The organism is Hydrogenophaga sp. ZJX-1 (assembly GCF_048590325.1).
Lineage (GTDB): Bacteria > Pseudomonadota > Gammaproteobacteria > Burkholderiales > Burkholderiaceae_C > Hydrogenophaga.
This window is the reverse complement of the sequence record NZ_JBMBRA010000001.1, coordinates 99,922-120,449: the sequence shown is the minus strand read 5'-3', so window position 1 is coordinate 120,449 and position 20,528 is coordinate 99,922. Positions and strand designations below refer to the sequence as shown.

Annotated in this window: 21 protein-coding genes and 1 tRNA gene; 12 read left to right on the top strand and 10 right to left on the bottom strand. The window is 66.1% G+C overall.

Annotated features, from left to right (window positions below):
* Positions 1–6: 6 nt before the first annotated feature.
* On the bottom strand, positions 7–1,356 hold the full coding sequence (gene folC, locus ACN5W5_RS00660; protein ID WP_420046684.1) for a bifunctional tetrahydrofolate synthase/dihydrofolate synthase: 1,350 nt from the start codon (positions 1,354–1,356) through the stop codon (positions 7–9).
* A gap of 30 nt (positions 1,357–1,386) precedes the next feature.
* A complete protein-coding gene (pip, locus tag ACN5W5_RS00655; RefSeq protein ID WP_420047415.1) occupies positions 1,387–2,334 on the bottom strand; it encodes a prolyl aminopeptidase in 948 nt (315 codons plus the stop codon).
* A gap of 56 nt (positions 2,335–2,390) precedes the next feature.
* On the opposite strand from pip, the gene ACN5W5_RS00650 reads away from it, so the two are divergent.
* The 3 genes from ACN5W5_RS00650 to argG are packed head-to-tail and all read left to right on the top strand — an operon-like array spanning position 2,391 to position 4,461.
* A complete protein-coding gene (locus ACN5W5_RS00650) occupies positions 2,391–2,738 on the top strand; it encodes an ArsC family reductase (protein ID WP_420046683.1) in 348 nt (115 codons plus the stop codon).
* Between the two features lie 56 nt (positions 2,739–2,794).
* Positions 2,795–3,112, top strand: a complete 318-nt coding sequence (locus ACN5W5_RS00645) for a pyrimidine/purine nucleoside phosphorylase (RefSeq protein WP_420046682.1) — start codon at positions 2,795–2,797, stop codon at positions 3,110–3,112.
* 8 nt (positions 3,113–3,120) lie between these two features.
* On the top strand, positions 3,121–4,461 hold the full coding sequence (gene argG / locus ACN5W5_RS00640) for an argininosuccinate synthase (RefSeq protein WP_420046681.1): 1,341 nt from the start codon (positions 3,121–3,123) through the stop codon (positions 4,459–4,461).
* Positions 4,462–4,536: 75 nt separating this feature from the next.
* On the opposite strand, the gene ACN5W5_RS00635 is transcribed toward argG, so the two are convergent.
* The 3 genes from ACN5W5_RS00635 to murB are packed head-to-tail and all read right to left on the bottom strand — an operon-like array spanning position 4,537 to position 7,825.
* Positions 4,537–6,117: a hypothetical protein gene (locus ACN5W5_RS00635; RefSeq protein WP_420046680.1), complete on the bottom strand. Its 1,581-nt coding sequence runs from the start codon at positions 6,115–6,117 to the stop codon at positions 4,537–4,539.
* A 6-nt stretch (positions 6,118–6,123) separates the two neighbouring features.
* Complete coding sequence (locus tag ACN5W5_RS00630; protein WP_420046679.1) at positions 6,124–6,717, bottom strand: SRPBCC family protein; 594 nt, start codon at positions 6,715–6,717, stop codon at positions 6,124–6,126.
* A gap of 58 nt (positions 6,718–6,775) precedes the next feature.
* Positions 6,776–7,825, bottom strand: a complete 1,050-nt coding sequence (gene murB / locus ACN5W5_RS00625; protein WP_420046678.1) for a UDP-N-acetylmuramate dehydrogenase — start codon at positions 7,823–7,825, stop codon at positions 6,776–6,778.
* A gap of 40 nt (positions 7,826–7,865) precedes the next feature.
* Between murB and ACN5W5_RS00620 the strand changes: the two genes are divergently transcribed.
* Positions 7,866–8,357, top strand: coding sequence for a YajQ family cyclic di-GMP-binding protein (locus ACN5W5_RS00620; RefSeq protein ID WP_177138396.1), 492 nt, complete (start codon positions 7,866–7,868; stop codon positions 8,355–8,357).
* 188 nt (positions 8,358–8,545) lie between these two features.
* Positions 8,546–9,193, top strand: a complete 648-nt coding sequence (locus ACN5W5_RS00615) for a retropepsin-like aspartic protease family protein (protein WP_420046677.1) — start codon at positions 8,546–8,548, stop codon at positions 9,191–9,193.
* A gap of 4 nt (positions 9,194–9,197) precedes the next feature.
* Here ACN5W5_RS00615 and ACN5W5_RS00610 read toward each other — a convergent pair whose 3' ends face one another.
* The 4 genes from ACN5W5_RS00610 to ACN5W5_RS00595 form a co-directional block, all read right to left on the bottom strand.
* Positions 9,198–9,554, bottom strand: a complete 357-nt coding sequence (locus ACN5W5_RS00610) for a RidA family protein (protein ID WP_420046676.1) — start codon at positions 9,552–9,554, stop codon at positions 9,198–9,200.
* Positions 9,551–10,180 carry a glycerol-3-phosphate 1-O-acyltransferase PlsY gene (gene plsY, locus ACN5W5_RS00605; protein ID WP_420046675.1) on the bottom strand — a complete coding sequence of 210 codons (630 nt, stop codon included), beginning with the start codon at positions 10,178–10,180 and terminating at the stop codon, positions 9,551–9,553. The genes ACN5W5_RS00610 and plsY overlap by 4 nt, the downstream gene beginning before the upstream one ends.
* A gap of 64 nt (positions 10,181–10,244) precedes the next feature.
* Positions 10,245–10,736: an aminoacyl-tRNA deacylase gene (locus ACN5W5_RS00600; protein WP_290971525.1), complete on the bottom strand. Its 492-nt coding sequence runs from the start codon at positions 10,734–10,736 to the stop codon at positions 10,245–10,247.
* The gene (locus tag ACN5W5_RS00595) at positions 10,736–11,779 is read right to left on the bottom strand and encodes an aldo/keto reductase (protein WP_420046674.1); all 1,044 of its coding nucleotides are present in this window, start codon (positions 11,777–11,779) and stop codon (positions 10,736–10,738) included. Before ACN5W5_RS00595 ends, ACN5W5_RS00600 begins: the two co-directional genes overlap by 1 nt.
* 117 nt (positions 11,780–11,896) lie before the next feature.
* On the opposite strand from ACN5W5_RS00595, the gene ACN5W5_RS00590 reads away from it, so the two are divergent.
* Positions 11,897–12,337: an OmpA family protein gene (locus ACN5W5_RS00590; RefSeq protein ID WP_420046673.1), complete on the top strand. Its 441-nt coding sequence runs from the start codon at positions 11,897–11,899 to the stop codon at positions 12,335–12,337.
* Between the two features lie 6 nt (positions 12,338–12,343).
* Here ACN5W5_RS00590 and ACN5W5_RS00585 read toward each other — a convergent pair whose 3' ends face one another.
* Positions 12,344–14,095 carry an acyl-CoA synthetase gene (locus tag ACN5W5_RS00585; RefSeq protein ID WP_420046672.1) on the bottom strand — a complete coding sequence of 584 codons (1,752 nt, stop codon included), beginning with the start codon at positions 14,093–14,095 and terminating at the stop codon, positions 12,344–12,346.
* Between the two features lie 34 nt (positions 14,096–14,129).
* Between ACN5W5_RS00585 and ACN5W5_RS00580 the strand changes: the two genes are divergently transcribed.
* The 6 genes from ACN5W5_RS00580 to ACN5W5_RS00555 all read left to right on the top strand — a co-directional run bounded on the left by ACN5W5_RS00580 (position 14,130) and on the right by ACN5W5_RS00555 (position 20,490).
* Positions 14,130–15,038, top strand: coding sequence for an alpha/beta fold hydrolase (locus ACN5W5_RS00580; RefSeq protein WP_420046671.1), 909 nt, complete (start codon positions 14,130–14,132; stop codon positions 15,036–15,038).
* A gap of 121 nt (positions 15,039–15,159) precedes the next feature.
* A protein-coding gene (prfB, locus tag ACN5W5_RS00575; RefSeq protein WP_420046670.1) for a peptide chain release factor 2 occupies positions 15,160–16,264 on the top strand; the annotation gives its coding sequence in 2 pieces (ribosomal slippage) (positions 15,160–15,240 and positions 15,242–16,264; 1,104 coding nt in all).
* A 2-nt stretch (positions 16,265–16,266) separates the two neighbouring features.
* Complete coding sequence (gene pepN, locus ACN5W5_RS00570; protein ID WP_420046669.1) at positions 16,267–18,963, top strand: aminopeptidase N; 2,697 nt, start codon at positions 16,267–16,269, stop codon at positions 18,961–18,963.
* 9 nt (positions 18,964–18,972) lie between these two features.
* Positions 18,973–19,992 carry a class 1 fructose-bisphosphatase gene (locus ACN5W5_RS00565; RefSeq protein ID WP_420046668.1) on the top strand — a complete coding sequence of 340 codons (1,020 nt, stop codon included), beginning with the start codon at positions 18,973–18,975 and terminating at the stop codon, positions 19,990–19,992.
* A gap of 13 nt (positions 19,993–20,005) precedes the next feature.
* Positions 20,006–20,081: transfer RNA gene (locus ACN5W5_RS00560), tRNA-Thr, on the top strand.
* A 205-nt stretch (positions 20,082–20,286) separates the two neighbouring features.
* Positions 20,287–20,490, top strand: a complete 204-nt coding sequence (locus ACN5W5_RS00555; protein ID WP_420046667.1) for a hypothetical protein — start codon at positions 20,287–20,289, stop codon at positions 20,488–20,490.
* Positions 20,491–20,528: the final 38 nt, after the last annotated feature.

Sequence of the window (20,528 nt, the reverse complement as noted above, 5' to 3'; positions counted from 1 at the left end):
AGAGGGTCAGGCGGTCAGGTGTTTCGCCGACAGCCGGGGTATCCCATCCTGCAAAACCCCACCCACGGTGAAGAAGGAACCAAAGACCACGATTCTATCAGCGGGGTCCGCTGCAGACACCGCTGCCTGCAATGCCCCCAAGGGGGTGGCGTGGCGCCCGGCCACTCGGCTCTTGCCCCCTGGTGCGGTGGCTGGATGGGCATCCAACAGCTGCGCCAGCGCTGCGGCACTGCTGGCCCGGGGCAGTGGCAGGTCGGTCACATGCCAGCGGTCGATCAGCGGTGCGATGCGCTCCAGCATGGCGCCCAGGTCTTTGTCGGCCATGGCACCGAACACGGCATGGGTGGTCGGGTAATAGCCCATGGCGTCCAGGTTTTCGGCCAGCGCCGCCACCGAATGCGGGTTGTGCGCCACGTCCAGCACCAGGGTGGGTGTGCCGGGCACGATCTGGAAGCGCCCGGGCAGCTCCACCATGGCCAGCCCGTTGCGCACGGCCTGGGCCGTGACCGGCAGGCGCGGGCGCAGGGCCTCGATCGCCGCCAGCACGCCCGAAGCGTTGACCAGCTGGTTGGCGCCGCGCAGCGCCGGGTAGGCCAGACCGGCATAACGCCGCCCGCCATGCGAAGGGTGCATGGCCCAGCCCCATTGCTGCTGGTCGCCGGCGAAATGGAAGTCCTTGCCCAGTCGCCACAGCTCGGCGCCCACCTCCAGCGCACGGTCCAGCACGCTTTGCGGCGGCACCGGGTCGCTCACCACCACGGGCCGGCCGGTGCGCATGATGCCGGCCTTTTCGTAGCCGATGGCTTCGCGGTCCGGGCCCAGGATGGCCATGTGGTCCAGCGCGATGCAGGTGATCACGGCACAGTCGGCGTCGAGGATGTTCACCGCGTCCAGCCGCCCGCCCAGACCCACCTCCAGAATCGCCACATCCAGCCCGCTGCGCGACAGGGTGCGCAGGATCGCCAGCGTGGTGAACTCAAAATAGCTCAGGCTGATGCTGTCTTCACCATCCTGTCCGAGGCGGGCCGCCTCCACCTCGGCGAACGCGGGCAGCAGCGCGTCGGCGGCCACCGCCTCGCCCTGGACACGGCATCGCTCTTCAAAATGCACCAGGTGCGGCGAGGTGTAGACGCCGGTGCGGTAGCCCGCTTCGCCGTAGATGGCTTCGAGCATGGCGCAGGTGGAGCCCTTGCCGTTGGTGCCCGCCACGGTGATCACCGGGCAGCCCATCGCCAGCCCCATGCGCTGCGCCACGCGCTGCACGCGGTCCAGGCCCATGTCGATGGTGACGGGGTGCAGGCGCTCGCAGTGCGCGAGCCAGTCTTCAAGCGTATTCGGGGCCGGGAACGTGTTCATGGCCCCGATTATCCCGGGCCAGCCAAAACCTCAGCGCGCGAAGCGGTCCGTGGCCTCGATCAGGCGCGTGAGGATGCCGGGTTCGTTGAACGCGTGCCCGGCATCGGGCACCAGGTGGAACTCGGCCTGCGGCCAGGCGCGGTGCAGCGCCCAGGCGGTATGGGCGGGGGTGCAGACGTCGTAACGGCCCTGCACGATCACGCCGGGGATGGCCGCCAGCTGGCCCGCGTCGCGGATGAGCTGACCCTCGTCCATCCAGCCGTCGTGCACGAAGTAGTGGTTTTCGATCCGCGCGAAAGCCAGCGAAAACGCATCGTTCGAGTGTTTGGCCGTGTTGGCCTCGTCGGGCAGCAGGCGGATCGTCTGCCCTTCCCACAAGCTCCAGGCGCGCGCGCAGGCCAACTGCTCAACCGGGTCTGCCCCGGTCAGGCGCTGGCGGTAGGCGCTGATCAGGTCGCCCCGCTCGGCCTCGGGAATGGGCGCCACAAAACCCTCCCACAAATCCGGGAACAGCCACGAAGCGCCCTCCTGGTAGTACCAGCGCAGTTCCTCGCGCCGCAGGGTGAAGATGCCGCGCACGATCAGCGCCGACACGCGCTGTGTGTGCGTCTGTGCGTAGGCCAGCGCCAGCGTGCTGCCCCAGGAGCCGCCAAACACCAGCCAGCGGTCCACGCCCAGCATCTCGCGCAGCCGCTCCATGTCAGCCACCAGGTGCCAGGTGGTGTTGTTCTCCAGCGAGGCGGCGGGCTGGGAGCGCCCGCAACCGCGCTGGTCGAACAGCAACACGCAATACCGTTCGGGATCGAACAGGCGGCGGTGATCAGCCGAGCAGCCCGAACCCGGCCCGCCGTGCAGGAACACCGCCGGCTTTCCCTTCGGGTTGCCACACAGCTCCCAATAGACCGAGTGGCCGTCGTCGGTGTCGAGCACGCCGGTCTGAAACGGTTCGATGGGCGGGTAAAAGTCGCGCTGTGTCATGGTGGTGGCTTCGGGTTGGGCCGCGCCTGCCGAGAGGCGCATGCCAGAATTCGGGGATGACCACACTCTACGGCATCCCCAACTGCGACACCGTCAAAAAGGCCCGTGCCTGGCTGGCGGAACACGGTGTCGAACACCGCTTCCACGACTTCAAGAAACAGGGTGTTCCCGAGGTCGAGCTCAACCGCTGGCTGGCCGCCGCCGGCTGGGAGAAAATCGTCAACCGCAAGGGCACGACCTGGCGCGGGCTGGACGAGGCCACGCGCAACGCGGTGACGGACGACGCCACCGCCCGAGCCCTGCTGCTGACCCACGCCAGCGTGATCAAGCGCCCGGTGGTGGCATGGGCCGATGGCCAGATCACCGTCGGCTTCGACGCCGCGGACTGGGCACAACGGCTCTGACCGTCCACAGCGGCCTAAAATCGCGGTTTCGCCTCCACTTTTCACCCCCTCCTCCCATGAGCACCACCCAGATCAGCGGCGTCACCGTCAGCACCCAGGCCAGCGTGTATTTCGATGGCAAATGTGTCAGCCACGGCATCACCTTCCCCGACGGCACCAAGAAGTCGGTCGGCGTGGTGCTGCCCGCCAACCTCACCTTCAACACCGGCGCGCCCGAGATCATGGAGTGCGTGGCCGGCGGCTGCGAATACAAGCTGGCCGGCACCGACGCCTGGCTCAAGTCCGGCCCGGGCGACAAGTTCAGCATCCCCGGCAACAGCAGCTTCGACATTCGGGTGACCGAGCCCTACCACTACATCTGCCACTTCGGCTGAGCACACACATGGCCACCATTCTTCAGAACCTGCCCACGAAACAGAAAGTCGGCATCGCCTTCTCCGGCGGCCTGGACACCTCCGCCGCCCTGCTGTGGATGAAGCAAAAGGGCGCGATCCCCTACGCCTACACCGCCAACCTCGGCCAGCCCGACGAGCCGGACTACGACGAGATCCCGCGCAAGGCCATGCAGTACGGCGCCGAGCAAGCGCGCCTGATCGACTGCCGCACCCAGCTGGCGCACGAAGGCATTGCCGCGCTGCAGTGCGGCGCCTTCCACATCAGCACCGCGGGCGTGACCTACTTCAACACCACGCCGCTGGGCCGCGCCGTGACCGGCACCATGCTCGTGGCCGCCATGAAAGAAGACGACGTCCACATCTGGGGCGACGGCAGCACCTACAAGGGCAACGACATCGAGCGCTTCTACCGCTACGGCCTGCTCACCAACCCCAGCCTGAAGATCTACAAGCCCTGGCTCGACCAGCTGTTCATCGACGAACTGGGCGGCCGCGCCGAGATGAGCGCCTTCATGACGGCCAACGGCTTCGGCTACAAGATGAGCGCCGAAAAGGCCTACTCCACCGACAGCAACATGCTGGGCGCCACGCACGAGGCGAAAGACCTGGAGCACCTCAACAGCGGCATCACCATCGTCAACCCCATCATGGGCGTGGCGTTCTGGAAAGACGAGGTTGAAGTCAAACGCGAAACCGTGACGGTGCGCTTCGAAGAAGGCCAGCCGGTCGCCCTGAACGGCCAGACCTTCGACTCGCCGGTGGACCTGATCCTGGAAGCCAACCGCATCGGCGGCCGCCACGGCCTGGGCATGAGCGACCAGATCGAAAACCGCATCATCGAAGCCAAGAGCCGCGGCATCTACGAAGCCCCGGGCCTGGCGCTGCTGCACATCGCCTACGAGCGCCTGGTGACCGGCATCCACAACGAAGACACGATCGAGCAGTACCGCATCAACGGCCTGAAGCTCGGCCGCCTGCTCTACCAGGGCCGCTGGTTCGACCCGCAGTCCATCATGCTGCGCGAGACCGCCCAGCGCTGGGTGGCGCGCGCCATCACCGGCGAGGTGACGATCGAGCTGCGCCGCGGCAACGATTACTCGATCATGAACACCGACTCGCCCAACCTGACGTACGCGCCCGAGCGCCTGTCGATGGAAAAGGTGGAAGACGCGCCGTTCACGCCGCTGGACCGCATCGGCCAGCTGACCATGCGCAACCTCGACATCGTGGACACCCGCGCCAAGCTGGGCATCTACGCCAAGAGCGGCCTGCTGTCGCTGGGCGAAGGCGCGCAGATGCTGCGACTGGAAGGCGACAAGGGCGAATAAGCCCTCCCGTCTGCGCCCCTGAAAAAGCCGCTCTCCGGAGCGGCTTTCCTGCATCTGGGCGCGACTTACCGGGCATCAGTGGCTTGGGGCGCCGACGCCAGCCGGTTCGACCCGCTCGAAACGCCGATCGATCAGGTCCGGATCGTCAAAATGCCGCCGCCCGACAAAGGCGGTGGCATGGTGGCCCCACTGGCGCTGCGCGCCCGCATCGCGCACGCCCATGGGCCAGAACAGGTAGCGCTCGGCGCGCTGTGTGCCCGCGATGATGCCGTCGGAACCGTACAGACTTCGGCGCGCGCCGGGTTCACCACCGGGCCAGGGCAGCGAACGCAACGCGGACTCCGCCTGTTGCCCATAGGGTACGCCCACCGGCTCGCGCGCCGTGCTCAGGCCTGTCAGGTAATGCGACCCCGAAACCAGCCGAAGGACCATGCGCTCCCCGGCCCCCGGCGCCGGCGCCTCACCCGGCATGAACACCCATTCAATGCCCGGCTCGGGTGCGGGCCTGGCGCGCAGCGTGCGGGTCGGAAAAAAGAGGTGGTAACAACCGCAGGCGTGGATCGTGTCGTACAGCAGCGGTTGACCATGGGTGTCGAGCGTCACGCGCCAGACCAGGCCATCCAGTTGGCCCGCCAGCAGATCGAAAAATCCGGCCCGTGGCCGCTCGGGAAACCAGGCGAGGTACACCAGTTGCACCAGCGTGCGCCCTTCATGTCGCACAAACGCGATGCGCCGGTACACCTGCGGCTGCGAAGTGTCCACACGCGGCGTGCCACCGGGCGCCAGGGTGATGGCACCGATGCGGTCGAAGCCGGCCCCCGCGGGCAGCTCAAACACCGGGGCATGGTGATCCAGCAGTTGCTGCTGCAGGCGCTCATCGAGCTGGGGAATGCCCAGCGCGTTGCGCGGCACACGCGCGAACGCATCACCAAGTTCCACGACCTCCGGTGCCCGAGGCACAAAGCGCGTGGTGGACTTCGCGACAGACGCCGACTGTGCCTCACGGGCAAAGGCCTCCAGCGTGTCCTGTTGCCAGCGCTGCACACCCGCGCTGAACGGCAAGCGCGTGATGGCGTACGCGCCCAGCGCACGGGCCAGAGTGGAATAGGCGTCGGGCACCTGCGCCCGTTCCAGCAGCCTGTCGCGACGCTCCGGATTGCTTCGGTCAACGTCCGTCAACGCCTGCGCGCAGTGCCGCGTCCGCTCGGCAACGGCCATCCGCGGCTCCATTGACGAGCTGTCGTTCCTGCCCTCTGCAACCGCAACCAGACCGGCAATGCCCGCGTCGGACAGGTTGGCGATTTCAATCCCGTGCCCCTCGGTTCCCTGCGCCAGCAGCAAGGCGATCCAGTCGTCGAATGCCGCCCCGCCCTGCTCGGCCTGGTCTCGAAACGAAGCCAGAAAACGGGTGCTCCGCAGCTGCGGGAACCCCGCCACCCTATGGGCCTCGGCGTCGTTCACCCGGTGCTGTGTCACGACACGGTCCAGCCGGTCGAACCAGACCCGGCAACCGGCTGCCGGATCATCCGGCTGACTCGCCACGGGCTCCGACGGGGCGGGCCACGAAGCACAGGCCGACAAGGCCGCCAGCAGCAGCGCGGCCCACAGCCACCGCGTGGCCTGCAGCGGCGGGGCATCAGCGCGCGCGAACCCCATGGCTGCCTACTTCGGCACCGCTCGCGCGCGGCGTTGAATCTCGGCCACGAGACTTTCAAACCGCTGGCGAATGTTCGCCCGCAGGATCGGCTGGGCCAGGAACCCCGGCACCGGCGACGCCAGTTCCATCTCACCGCGCCAGGTGAGGTCGTACAGATCGGTGGCGCCCGTCACGGGGACCAACCGGTATTCCCCTTCCAGGTGGCTGAAATCGCCGCGCACCGCCTTCACCGCGATGCGCTCCGGCGGTTGTTCATCCACCTCCAGCACCACGTTGACCGCCATGTTGAAAAACAGGATGTCGGCGTGTCCACTTTGTTCAACCAGCGCGCCGCCCGGCTTGCGCCCAAGAACCACGCTGCGGTCCATGCCGGTGATCCACCGGGCGGTGTTGTCGTAGTCGGTCAGGGTGGCCCAGATCACGCTGTAGGGCGCAGCCACCGTGGTGCGCATGCCGATGGTGACGCGGCGGCCCTGGTGGGTGGACGTGATGTCGACGCCAGCGGTCTCGGCCATCGCCAAGCGGGCCGGCACAGCGTAGGCCACACAGCCGGTCACGAGCAGCAACCGCACCATCTGCGAAAGGTATCGACGGTTCATGTGCCGCATGCTACAGCGGCAGACCATTTGGCGCAGGCGCCCGGAAACGCTCAGCCGATCAAACCACCACGGGCTCGGGTTCCAGCCGGATACCGAAACGTTCGTAGACGCTGGTCTGGATCGCCTTGGCCAGGGTCATGACCTCGCCGCCGGTGCAGGGGTGGCTGGGTCCCCCGCGGTTGACCAGCACCAGCGCCTGCTTCTCGTACACGGCCGCATTGCCCACGCTCTTGCCTTTCCAGCCGCAGGCGTCGATCAGCCAGCCAGCGGCCAGCTTGATGCTGCCGTCGGGCATGGGGTAGTGCACCACCTTCGGGTCGCGCGCGATGATGTCGGCGCACTGTTCGGGCGTGACGGTGGGGTTCTTGAAGAAGCTGCCGGCGTTGCCGATCAACGCCGGGTCGGGCAGCTTGGCGCGGCGGATCGCCACGATCCAGTCGAAGATCTGCTGCGCATCGGGCGTGTGGATGCCGGTCTCAGCCATCTTGCGCTCCAGGTCCAGGTAGCCCAGTACCGGCTTCCAGGGTCTGGGCAGCAGAAAGCGCACGCGGGTGATCAGCGCCCGACCCGCCAAGCCAAAGCTGCGCGCGTCCGATGGCACGTGTTTGAACACCGAATCGCGGTAGCCGAAACCGCACTGCGCTGCGTCAAGCGAAAAGGCGCGACCGGTCTGCAGATCGATGGCGTCGAGCGAATGGAACCGGTCCTGAAGTTCCACGCCGTAGGCACCGATGTTCTGCACCGGCGAAGCCCCCACCGAACCGGGTATCAGCGCCAGGTTTTCCAGCCCGGGCCAGCCCTGCTCCAGCGTCCAGGCCACGAACTGGTGCCAGTTTTCACCCGCACCGGACTCCACCAGCCAGCCCTTGGCGGTTTCTTCCACCAGGCGCCGGCCCGGGATGTCGACCTTGAGCACCAACGCCTTGATGTCGCCCGTGATCACGAGGTTGCTGCCCCCGCCGAGCACAAACACCGGGGCGACCCAGTCCGGGCCGGCCATCAACGCGGTCAGGTCCGCCTCGGAGCGCACGCGCGCGAAACGCTGGGCCCGCGCCGCGATGCCAAAGCTGTTGAGGGGCTGGAGCGCCACATTGTTCTCGACTAACATCCGAAGATTGTCTCACCCACGCATTCTGGAACCACGCACCATGCCTTCTTTTGACACCGTTCTCGAAGCCGATCTTGTGGAAGTGAAAAACGCGGTCGAACAGGTCGCGCGCGAAATCGGCACCCGCTTTGACTTCAAAGGCACCAGCGCCGGCATCGAACTCAAGGACAAGGAAAAGGAAATCACCCTGTTCGGTGATGCCGACTTCCAGCTCACCCAGGTCAACGACGTGCTGGTGGCCAAACTGGCCAAGCGCGGTGTCGATGTGCGCTTCCTCGACGCCGGCAAGGTCGAAAAGATCGGCGGCGACAAGGTCAAGCAGGTGGTGAAGGTCAAGAACGGCATCAGCACCGAAGACGGCAAAAAGATCCAGCAAACCCTCAAGGGCAGCAAGATCAAGGTGCAGGGCGCCATCCAGGGCGACGCGGTGCGCGTGACCGGCGCCAAGCGCGATGACCTGCAGGCCGCCATGGCGTTGATCAAGAGCGAGCTGAAGGACCTGCCTTTGTCGTTCAACAACTTCAGGGATTGAGCGTGCCCCCACGCTCCGCCGCTTCGCGGGTCGCTGCCCCCCAAGGGGGCGCACTCGCCTTGGGGCGGTCCGGCAGCGAGATGGTCCCCACCCGCGCGCCGCCCCTATGGGCGCGTCACCCCCTCAAAGGGGCGGCGCCTTTGGGCCGGCAAAGCCGGACCCTCAGTGCCCACTGATTGAGACACCTCATGACCACGCCTTTGCTGCCTGCACTTGTCCTTGCGCTCGCCGCGGGTTCGTCGTTTGCGCAGTCGGTCGCGCTCTCGGGCATGAGCGGCAGCAAGGCGCTGCTGGTGATCGACGGGGGCGCGCCCCGGTTCATGAGCGCGGGGCAGACGCACCAGGGCGTGCGCCTGATCAGCGCCCAGGACGACACCGCGGTGATCGAGATCGAGGGCAAGCGCCAGACATTGCGGGTGGGTGATGCGCCAGTGAGCGTGGGTCGCATGGCCGCCAGCGGCAGCGGTGGCCAGCGCATCGTGCTGACGGCCGACGCGCGTGGCCACTTCATGCCGCAGGGGCAGATCAATGGCAAGACGGTGCAGTTCATGGTGGACACCGGGGCCACCGGCATCGGGATCGGTGAAGCCGAAGCCCGGCGCATCAACCTGAAGTTCGATCAAGGACAGAAGGTCCGGATGAACACCGCCAACGGCTCGGCCAACGGCTACCTCATCAAGCTGGATTCGGTGCGCCTGGGTGATGTCGTGGTGTACGACGTGGCGGCCATCGTGTCGCCGCAGCCGATGCCTTATGTGCTGCTCGGCAACACCTTCCTCACCCGATTCCAGATGCAGCGCACGAACGACCAGCTCACGCTGGAAAAAAGGTACTGACCGTTCAGGCCTGCGCAGCCGTCACGACGATCTCGATCTTCCAGTCCGGATTCGCCAGCGCGGCCTGCACGGTGGCACGTGGCGGTGCAGTGCCCGGCACCACCCAGGCGTCCCACACCTCGTTCATGATGCCGATTTCGCGGATGTCGGTCAGGTAGATCTGTGCGCGCAGGATGCGCGACTTGTCGCTGCCGGCGTCCAGCAGGCGCTGCTGGACCTGGTCGAGCACGTCCTGCGTCTGGCCACGGATGTCCTTGTCGCCCCGTTCGGGCACCATGCCGGCGAGGTAGACCACGCCGTTGAAAACCGCCGCTTCGCTGTAGCGGGCCGCCACGCCGTGGCGCTCAATATCCTGGCTCATTTGCTTTTGGACCCCAGTTTGCTTTCTTTGCCGGCGAACAACCGGTTGATGTTTTCCGCGTGGCGCCACACCAGCAGGATGCCCATGACCGCCAGGCTCAACACCATCACATTCGGTGCGTCCCAGGCCACCTGGCGGCCAAACAGGTAGTACGCCGGGGCAAACACCGCCGTGACGATGGAGGCCAGTGACGAGTAACGAAAGAAGAACGCCACGATCACCCAGGTGGCGAGCGTGGCGAAGCCGAGCCAGGGGTTGAAACCGAGGATCACGCCGGCCGCCGTGGCCACACCTTTGCCACCCTGGAAGCGGAAGAACACCGGATACAGGTGCCCAAGAAAAGCCGCCAGGCCGACCAGCGCCACCGTGCCGTCGCCCAGCCCCCAGGCATCGCCCCACCACTTCACGGCCACCACCGGCAGCCAGCCCTTGAAGGCGTCCAGCAGCAGCGTGACGATGGCAGCGGCCTTGCTGCCCGAGCGCAACACGTTGGTGGCGCCGGGGTTCTTGCTGCCGAAGGTGCGCGGGTCGTTCAGACCCATCGCGCGACTGACCAGGACAGCAAAAGACAGCGAACCGATCAGGTAGGCGGCCAGGGTGGCGATGAGGGGATAGAGGGATTCCAAGGCGGTGTCCTCGTTGTTGTTCTGGGGGTTCGCGCTTGCTGGGCGCGCGGGCGGTTCCGGTCGCCTATTCTGCCAGCGCGCACTGCACGGCCCTGGCCCCCAGCGGACCGCTGAGCACGGCCGGGTCGATGCCGACCAGAAAACCGCGCCGCCCGCCGTTGATCCAGATCTTCGGCAGCGCCAGCACCGTGGACTCCACCCACACCGGCATGTCGCGTTTGAGGCCAAACGGCGAGGTGCCGCCCACAAAATAGCCGCTGTGGCGGTTCGCCACTTCGGGCTTGCAGGGCTCGACCGACTTGGCGCCGATCTGGCGCGCCAGGTTCTTGGTGGACACCGTGCGGTTGCCGTGCATCAGCACCGCCAGCGGCTTCGCCGCCTCGTCCTGCATGATCAGCGTCTTGACCACGGCAAATGGGTCGAAGCCCAATACCGCGGCGCTGTGCTGCGCACCCCCGTGCTCCAGGTACTCATAGGGGTGCTCGGTGAAGACCACGCCATGGGCTTTGAGCCAGGCGGTGGCAGGGGTCTCGGAGATGTGTGTCTTCTTCGCCATCACTGTGCAGGGTCGCGCGTCTCCCAGCGGATCTTGTCGATGGCCTTGAGAACATCCGGCGAGAGCGCCGTGCCCCAGGCATCCAGGCATTCGTCCAGCTGCGCCAGCGAGGTCACACCGATGATGGTGCTGGCCACGCGCCAGTTGGTGTAGCAGAAGGCCAGCGCCAGTTGCGCGGGCGTCATGCCGTGCTCGCGCGCCAGCGCGTTGTATCGGCGCGCGGCATCCAGCGCTTCCGGCCGGCCCCAGCGCTGTTTGCGCATCGAGTCGTACAGCGCCATGCGCCCGGCGTCGCCCACCAAGCCGTTGGCGTCGTACTTGCCGGTCAGCAGGCCGAAGCCCAGCGGCGAGTACGCCAGCAGCGACACGCCCAGGCGGTGGCAGGTTTCGTCGAGCCCGTTTTCGTAGCTGCGGTTGATCAGGCAATACGGGTTCTGCACCGTGGCCACGCGCGGCAGGCCGTGCTGCTCGGCCAGGCGCACGAACTCGTGCACGCCGTAAGGTGTTTCGTTCGACAGCCCCACCGCCCTCACCTTGCCTGCCTGTACCAGCTCGGCCAGGGCCTCCAGCTGCTCGTGCACGGAAACGCCGGGCTTGTCTTTGGCCGGATCAAAATACAGCGCGCCGAAGGCGGGCACGTTGCGCGCCGGCCAGTGGATCTGGTACAGGTCGATCACTTCGGTCTGCAGGCGGCGCAAGCTGGCCTCGCAGGCCTCGATGATGCCTGCCTTGCTCACCTCGGGGCGCAGCCAGGGCATGCCGCGGGCGGGTCCGGCCACCTTGGTGGCCAGCACGAGTTTTTCGCGCGCGCCCGGTCGCTTGGCAAACCAGTTGCCGAGAATGGTCTCGGTGGCGCCGCAGGTTTCGGCCCGGGCTGGGACGGAATACATTTCGGCCGCGTCGAGGAAGTTGACACCGCGCTCCAGCGAGCGGTCCAGAATCTGGTGGGCATCGGCTTCGCTGACCTGTTCACCAAAGGTCATGGTGCCGAGGCAGATGGGGGTGACTTGCAGGGCGCTGGCGCCCAGTGAAACAGTGTTCATGAAAAAGTGTGCAAATGCGTATGGTGTGAAACCGGAAGACCGAAACGGTCTATAAGTTTAGAGCCGCGGGAAAATCCCGTGTGTCGCCCGTGAACCCGCCCGCCCTGGAGTTGCCCCATGCACCGATTCAAGCCCCGGCACCTGCTCGCCGCCTTCGCCTTGTGCATCACCCTGACGGGTTGCGGCACACCCGACCGGGGCGGTGGTCCGCGGCCTGACCGGGCTGGCCCGGCCCCGGGAATGGTGCTCGAAGTGCCCGTCATGGAAGCGTTTGCCCCAGGGCGATCGGCCGTCAAACCCGCCCTCGCCCGCCAGCTCAACGGCCTGGCGCGGCGGCTGCAGGGGCAGGGCTATGCGCGCCTGCGCATCGTGGGTCCCGGCGACGAAACGGACCGCGCATCGTCCAACCGGATGCTGGCACTGGACCGCGCGCACAGCGTGCGCGACTACCTGATCGCGCGAGGTCTGTCGGTGACGCGGCTGCAAGCCGAGGGCCAGGCCAGCAACCGCAGCCTGGAAATCCACGTCACCGTGCCGCCGGGGCGCGGCGCCCGCTGAGGGTCTTCAAGACAACGCTCGGGCCCGCGCTTCCTCTTGCAGCCGCAGCACGCGGCGCTGCACCTTGCCGGTGGTGGTCATGGGCAGGGACTCGACGAATTCGATCTCTTTCGGATATTCGTAGGGCGCGAGCTTGCCCTTCACGTGGGCCTGCAACTCGGCTGTGAGACGTGCTTCGAACCCGGCATCACCCAGGCTTCGACCGGGCTGCGCCGTGAGGTATTCCTGCGCCAGCACCACATATGCCTTGACCACCGCACCGCGCTCGGCGTCGGGCTTGGGCACCACCGCCGCGTTGGCCACGGCCGGGTGTTTGACCAGGCAGTTTTCGATCTCACCCGGTCCGATGCGGTAGCCCGCGGCCTTGAACACGTCGTCGGCCCGACCCTGGTACCAGAGGTAGCCCTCAGCGTCGCGCACCGCGATGTCCCCGGTGCGGCACCAGCTGCTGGCCATGTCGCCGGTGAACTTGGCGCGCGTGGCAGCTTCGTTTTTCCAGTAGCCCAGAAAGAAGATCGGGTCGGGATCACCGTGCACATCGAGCCGGTGCACCGCCACATCGCCCGGCACACCGACCGGGCATTCGTGGCCTTCGTCGTCGATCACCGACACGCGGTGGCCGGGGTAGCCTTTGCCCATCGATCCCGGCTTGGCAGGATACAAACGAGCGCAGTTGCCCACGATGTAGTTGATCTCGGTCTGGCCAAACATTTCGTTGACCGTCACGCCCAGCTGTTTGCGGCAGTAGGCAAACACCGCGTCGCCCACGGCCTCGCCCGCGCTCATGATGGCCTGCAGTTGCACCCGGAACTGCTTTCGCGGCTGGGGGTAGGCTTTCATCATGGCCTTGAGCGCGGTCGGGAACAGGAAGGTGTGCGTGACGCCGTGGCGCTCCATCAGCTCAAACGCGGCCTGCGGACTGAAGCGGCCGTTGAAGGCCACGATCGGGCGGCCGAAATACAGCGAGGGCAGCAGCGCGTCCATCAGGCCACCGGTCCAGGCCCAGTCGGCCGGCGACCAGAACACCGCCTGCGAAGGCTTCGTCGCATCGAAGGGATCAAAGCCGAACCAGTTCTGGCTGCAGACAAACCCCGTGAGGTTGCCGATGAGCGCGCGGTGCGGAATCAGAGCGCCCTTGGGGTTGCCGGTGGTGCCGCTGGTGTAGATCAGCACCGCGGCCTCGTCCGCCAGCGTGTCCACCGCCTTGAATCGCGCCGGAGCCGAGGCCAGCAGATCGTTCCACACCCGCGCACCCGGCGCCGGCGCGTCGACCGCGATCAGGGCGCGCAGCTGCGGACAGTTGCCGCTGACCGACTGCACCGCGGTCAGCGTGCTGCCATCGCAGATGGCCGCTACGGCCTCGCTGTCTTGCAGACGGAATTCCAGCGCCTCGGGGCCGAACAGCTGCGACAGCGGCATGCCCACCGCGCCCATCTGCAGCACGGCCATGTAGGCCACCGCGGTCTCGAAGCGCTGCGGCATCACGATGGCCACCCTGTCGCCGCGCCGCACGCCGAGCGCCGTCAGGGCGCTGGACAGGCGGTTCGCCTGCTGCTGCAGTTCGGCGTAACTGTGGTGGCGGTCCGGTTGTCCCGGCGCGGTAGCGATCACCGCGGTCTGCTGCGCCGTGGCCGGATCGGTGGCCCAGCGGTGCGAGCAAACCGCCGCCATGTTGAAGCGGCAAGGCACCTGCCAGCCGAAGCGGCTGTGCAGATCGGCGTAGTGGTCGGGGGTGTCGCTGGCTTGACGCTGGCGCATGAAGGGTCTCCGTCTCGTCTTTATGATGAATCGAATGTACCAAGCCCTGAAAGCCTCGCGCAGCACGTTTGTGCCGATCCGCCACCTGCCCTACCACGTGCGTCAGTGGGGCGAACCGGTGCCCGGACAGGCGCCGCTGGTGCTGGTGCACGGCTGGATGGACGTGTCGGCTTCGTGGCAGTTCATGGTGGATGCGCTGAAGACCGATCGATGGATCATCGCGCCCGACTGGCGCGGCTTCGGCCTGACCCGCAGCGGCGACCCGGCCCCCGACAGCTACTGGTTCCCCGACTACCTGGCCGACCTCGACGCCCTGCTCGACCACTTCGCGGGCGAACAGGCGGTCGATCTGGTCGGCCACAGCATGGGCGGCAACGTGGTCATGATGTATGGCGGCGTGCGGCCGCAGCGCATCCGCCGGCTGGTCAACCTGGAAGGTTTCGGCCTGCCGGCCACGCGCCCGACCCAGGCGCCCGAGCGGTACGCCAAGTGGATGGACGAGATCAAGGCCCTGCACCGCGGCGAGATGGACCTCAAGCCCTACGACTCGGTCGAAGGCGTGGCCCGCCGACTGATGAAGACCAACCCGCGGCTGCTGCAAGACAAGGCCGACTGGCTGGCGCAGCACTGGGCCGCGCCCGATGCCCAGGGCCGCTGGCAGATCCTCGGGGATGTGGCCCACAAGGTGGTCAGCGCCCACCTCTACCAGGTGGAAGAAGCGCTGGCGATCTACCGCCGCATCAGCGCACCGGTGCTCAGCGTGACCGCCAGCGACGACAGCCTGAGCCAGTGGTGGAAGGGCCAGTTCACGCTGGCGCAATACCTGGAGCGCCTGCAGGCGGTGCCCAACCTGCAGAGCGCCGTGGTTCAGGACGCGGCCCACATGCTGCACCACGACCAGCCGGAAGAACTCGCCCGGCTGATCGAGAGCTTCCTGATCTGAGGCGATGTCGGACCCGCCGAACCAAGGGCCGGCGGACATGAGAAAATCAGGGATTGTGTCAACGGCGGCTTCCTGCCTGTCCGGCTGATTCCCATCCCCGAATTCCGATTGAGGCCCCATCATGGAAGCAGAACGCGTCAACACCATCCGTAGCCAGCTCGAAGACCTGACCACCCGCGTGGTCGAGTTACGGAGGTATCTTTGACTACGATGCCAAAGCATCCAAACTGAAAGAAGTCGAATCCGCGCTGGAAGACCCGACGGTCTGGAACGACCCCAAACGCGCCCAGGACCTGGGGCGTGAAAAGAAATCGCTCGAAGACGTGGTGCTGGTGCTCGACCGCCTCACCGGTGAGCTCTCGGACAACACTGAGCTGTTCGAGATGTCGAGCGAAGACGGTGACGACGCCGGGCTGATCACCATCGAAGGCGAAGCCGCCAAGGTCGCGGTCGAGGTGGAGAAGCTCGAATTCCGTCGCATGTTCAACAACCCGGCCGATCCGCTGAACTGCTTCCTGGACATCCAGGCCGGCGCCGGCGGCACCGAAGCCTGCGACTGGGCCAGTATGCTGCTGCGCCAGTACCTGAAGTACTGCGAGCGCAAGGGCTTCACGACCACCATCGAAGACGAGACCGCGGGCGACACCGCCGGCATCAAAGGCGCCACGATCAAGGTCGAGGGCGACTACGCCTTTGGCCTGCTGCGCACCGAAACCGGTGTGCACCGTCTGGTGCGCAAGAGCCCGTTCGACTCGTCGGGCGGGCGCCACACCTCGTTTGCCTCGGTGTTCGTGTACCCCGAGATCGACGACTCGATCGAGATCAACATCAATCCGGCCGACGTGCGCACCGACACCTTCCGCGCCTCCGGCGCGGGTGGCCAGCACATCAACAAGACCGACTCGGCCGTGCGCCTGACCCACATCCCCACCGGCATCGTGGTGCAGTGCCAGGACGGCCGCAGCCAGCACAGCAACCGCGACGTGGCCTGGAAACGCCTGCGCTCGCGTCTGTACGACTTTGAGTTGCGCAAGCAGCAGGAAGAGCAGCAGAAGCTCGAAGACACCAAGACCGACGTGGGCTGGGGCCACCAGATCCGCAGCTACGTGCTGGACAACAGCCGCATCAAGGACCTGCGCACCAACGTCGAAATCTCCGCCACGCAGAAAGTGCTGGACGGCGACCTCGACGCCTTCATCGAAGCGTCTCTCAAACAAGGAGTCTGAGCATGAGTTCACTGCGTGAAGGCCCCACCACCGTGGTCCGCCGGGAAGACTACACCGCCCCCGCCTACTGGATCGACACCGTCGAACTGAGCTTCGACCTCGACCCGGCAAAGACCCGGGTGCTCAACAAGATGCGCCTGCGCCGCAACCCGGATGTGGCCGCGCAGGCGCTGCGGCTCGATGGCGAAGACCTGAACCTGGCGCGCGTACTGGTCAACGGCGCGGGCTGCTCCTTCAAGATGGACGGCAACCAGCTGGTGCTGGAAAACCTGCCCGACGGCGACGCGCCGATCGAGCTCGAAATCTTCACCACCTGCGCGCCCGAGAAGAACACGCAGCTCATGGGCCTGTACGTGAGCCAGGGCACCTTCTTCACCCAGTGCGAGGCTGAAGGTTTCCGCCGCATCACGTATTTCCTCGACCGTCCGGACGTGATGGCGAGCTACACCGTGACGCTGCGCGCCGACAAGAAGCTCTACCCGGTGCTGCTGTCCAACGGCAACCTGGTTGAAGAAGGCGCGCTGCCCGATGGCCGCCATTTCGCCAAATGGGTCGACCCGCACAAGAAGCCCTGCTACCTGTTTGCGCTCGTGGCCGGCCAGCTGGTGGCGCGCGAGCAGCGCGTCACCTCGCGCAGCGGCAGCAACCACCTGCTGCAGGTCTTCGTGCGTCCCGGTGACATGGACAAGACCGAACACGCGATGAACTCGCTGATCGCCAGCGTGATCTGGGACGAAGCCCGCTTCGGCCTGCCGCTCGATCTGGAGCGCTTCATGATCGTCGCCACCAGCGACTTCAACATGGGCGCGATGGAGAACAAGGGCCTCAACATCTTCAACACCAAGTACGTGCTGGCCAACAGCGCCACCGCGACCGACACCGACTTCGCCAACATCGAGTCGGTCGTGGGCCACGAGTACTTTCACAACTGGACCGGCAACCGCGTCACCTGCCGCGACTGGTTCCAGCTCTCGCTGAAAGAAGGCCTGACCGTCTTCCGTGACCAGGAGTTCAGCATGGACCTGTGCGCCGAAGTGTCGGCGCGCGCGGTCAAGCGCATCGAAGACGTGCGCGTGCTGCGCACGGCCCAGTTCCCCGAAGACGCCGGCCCGATGGCGCACCCGGTGCGACCCGACAGCTACGTCGAGATCAACAACTTCTACACCGTCACCGTCTACGAAAAAGGCGCCGAGGTCGTGCGCATGATGCAGACCCTGGTGGGCCGTGCGGGTTTCGCCGCGGGCATGAAGCTGTACTTTGAGCGCCACGACGGCAGCGCCGTCACCTGCGACGACTTCGCGCAGGCCATGGCGGACGCCAACCCGGACAGCGACCTCGCCCGTCTGCTGCCGCAGTTCAAGCGCTGGTACAGCCAGGCCGGCACGCCGCTGGTGAGGGCCCGCGGTGTGTATGACGCGGCCTCGCGCAGCTACACGCTCACGCTCACACAAAGCTGTGCGCCCACGCCCGGCCAGGCAGCGAAAGAGCCGTTCGTGATCCCGGTCGCCATCGGCCTGCTCGACGCCCAGGGCAATCAGCTGCCGCTGCAGCTCGCGCACTGGACCCAGCCCGAAAACGGCACCCGCACATTTGTGCTGACGCAGGACAGCGAAAGCTTCACCTTCGTCAACGTGGACGCCGAACCCGTGCCCTCGATCCTGCGCGGCTTCTCGGCGCCGGTGGTGCTCGACGCCGAGTACACCGACGCGCAACTGCTGAGCCTGCTGGCCCACGACACCGACCCCTTCAACCGCTGGGAAGCCGGCCAGCGCCTGGCCCTGCGCCGCGCAATCGGCGCCATCCGCGCAGAAGGCCCGGTACCGCACGAGCCGCTGGACGCGGCCTACCTCGGCGCCATGCGTGACGTGCTGCGCCACTCCACGCTGGACGCGGCGTTCAAGGAACTGGTGCTCACGCTGCCCAGTGAAACCTACATCGCCGAGCAGCTCGACGTCGTGGACCCGCAGCGCATCCACGCGTTGCGCGAGACCATGCGCGAGCAACTCGCCGAAGCCATGCTCGACGACTGGGCCTGGGCCTATGAGACCCACAAGGATAACGGCGCCTACCGCCCCGACCCGTTGAGCACCGGCCGGCGCGCCCTGGCCGGCATGGCCCTGACCATGCTCTGCCTGGCCGCGCGCGAAACCGGCGATGCGGTCTGGCCCGGCAAGGCCTACCAGCGTTTCAAGGACGCCGGCAACATGACCGACCGCTTCAACGCGCTCTCGGCCCTGGTGGTCAGCGGCCAGCCGCTGGCGCAGGACGCACTCGCCCGCTTCCACGCCATCTTCCGCAACGAAGCCCTGGTCATCGACAAGTGGTTTGCCCTGCAGGCCGGCGCGCCCGACCGCGGCGGCAACGTATTGCCCGCCGTGCGCCAGTTGCTGAACCACCCGGACTTCAACCTGAAGAACCCCAACCGCGCGCGCAGCGTGATCTTCAGCTACTGCAGCGCCAACCCCGGTGCCTTCCACCGCAACGATGCATCGGGCTATGTGTTCTGGCGCGAGCGCGTGATCGAACTCGACGCCTTCAACCCGCAGGTCGCTGCCCGCCTCGCGCGTGCGCTGGACCGCTGGAAGAAGCTCGCCGAACCCTACCGCAGCGCAGCGCGCGAAGCCATCGCCCGCGTGGCCGCCAAGCCCGATCTGAGCAACGACGTGCGCGAGGTTGTCACCCGCGCTCTCGCCGACTAAGGAGGAACCATGACCAAACGAATCTCCCTCACCCGCTACCTCGTCGAACAACAGCGTGTCGACGGCCACATTCCCGGCGACCTGCGCCTGCTGCTGGAAGTGGTGGCCCGCTCGTGCAAGAGCATCAGCCAGGCCGTCAACAAGGGCGACCTGGGCGGCATCCTCGGCGCTGCCGAGACCGAAAACGTGCAGGGCGAGGTGCAGAAGCAGCTCGACATCATCGCCAACGAGGTGCTGATCGAAGCCAACGAATGGGGCGGCCACCTCGCCGCCATGGCCAGCGAAGAGATGGACAGCATCTATGTGGTGCCCAACCGCTTCCCGCAGGGCGAATACCTGCTGATGTTCGATCCGCTCGACGGCTCGTCGAACATCGACGTGAACGTGTCCATCGGCACCATCTTCTCGGTGCTCAAGAAGGGCAACGACGACCCCGACACCATCGAGCCGGTCAGCGAGCAGGATTTCCTGCAACCCGGCACCCAGCAGGTGGCCGCCGGCTACTGCGTCTACGGCCCGCAGACCACCCTGGTGCTCACCGTGGGCGACGGCGTGGCCATGTTCACTCTCGACCGCGAACAGGGCTCGTTCGTACTCACCCGGGAGAACGTTCAGATTCCGGCCGACACCAAGGAATTTGCCGTCAACATGAGCAACATGCGTCACTGGGCCGAACCCGTGAAGCGCTATGTGGACGAATGCCTGGCCGGCAAGGAAGGGCCTCGCGGCAAGGACTTCAACATGCGCTGGGTGGCCAGCATGGTCGCCGACGTGCACCGCATCCTCACCCGCGGCGGCGTCTTCCTGTACCCCTGGGACAAGCGCGAACCCGAGAAGCCAGGCAAGCTGCGCCTGATGTACGAAGCCAACCCCATGAGCTGGCTGGTCGAACAGGCGGGCGGCGCCGCCACCAACGGCCACCAGCGCATCCTCGACATCCAGCCGACCAAGCTGCACGAACGCGTCAGCGTGATGTTGGGCTCAAAGAACGAAGTCGACCGCCTGACCAGCTACCACAGCACGCTATAATCTTGGGCTACAAGCCGGTGTAGCTCAGTCGGTAGAGCAGCTCATTCGTAATGAGAAGGTCGGGTGTTCGATTCATCTCTCCGGCACCACTCTTAAAAAGCCCCTCGCTGTCATGGTGAGGGGCTTTTTCTATGTAGCTTGTGCGTAACCTCAAGAAATTATGAGGCACGGTACGCGCTCGCGCAATGTCTTTGCCGACAAGTAGCCGTGCTTCCCCCAACACCCGTCACACCATTTTCTTCGCTCATAATGAGCAGCCGCAGGGCATTTCACTCACTTCAAGGGAATTCGAAAATGGCAGAAAAAATGTCGGTTAGTGGTCCAGTTACCGTGCGCTCCGATAGCAAAGAACGGGTGGCATACGATCTGATGAACCTCATTGCTGGTTATGAACACTCCCCAAACATGCACGACCGCAACTACTGGTTAACGCTGTATCGCCAGTGCCAAAAAGCGGCTGACGGTCACTCATTGAAATCTGTCATCACGCAAGACTGACAGCTGATTTCGGACTTTTAACACCCCGGTGCAGCGCA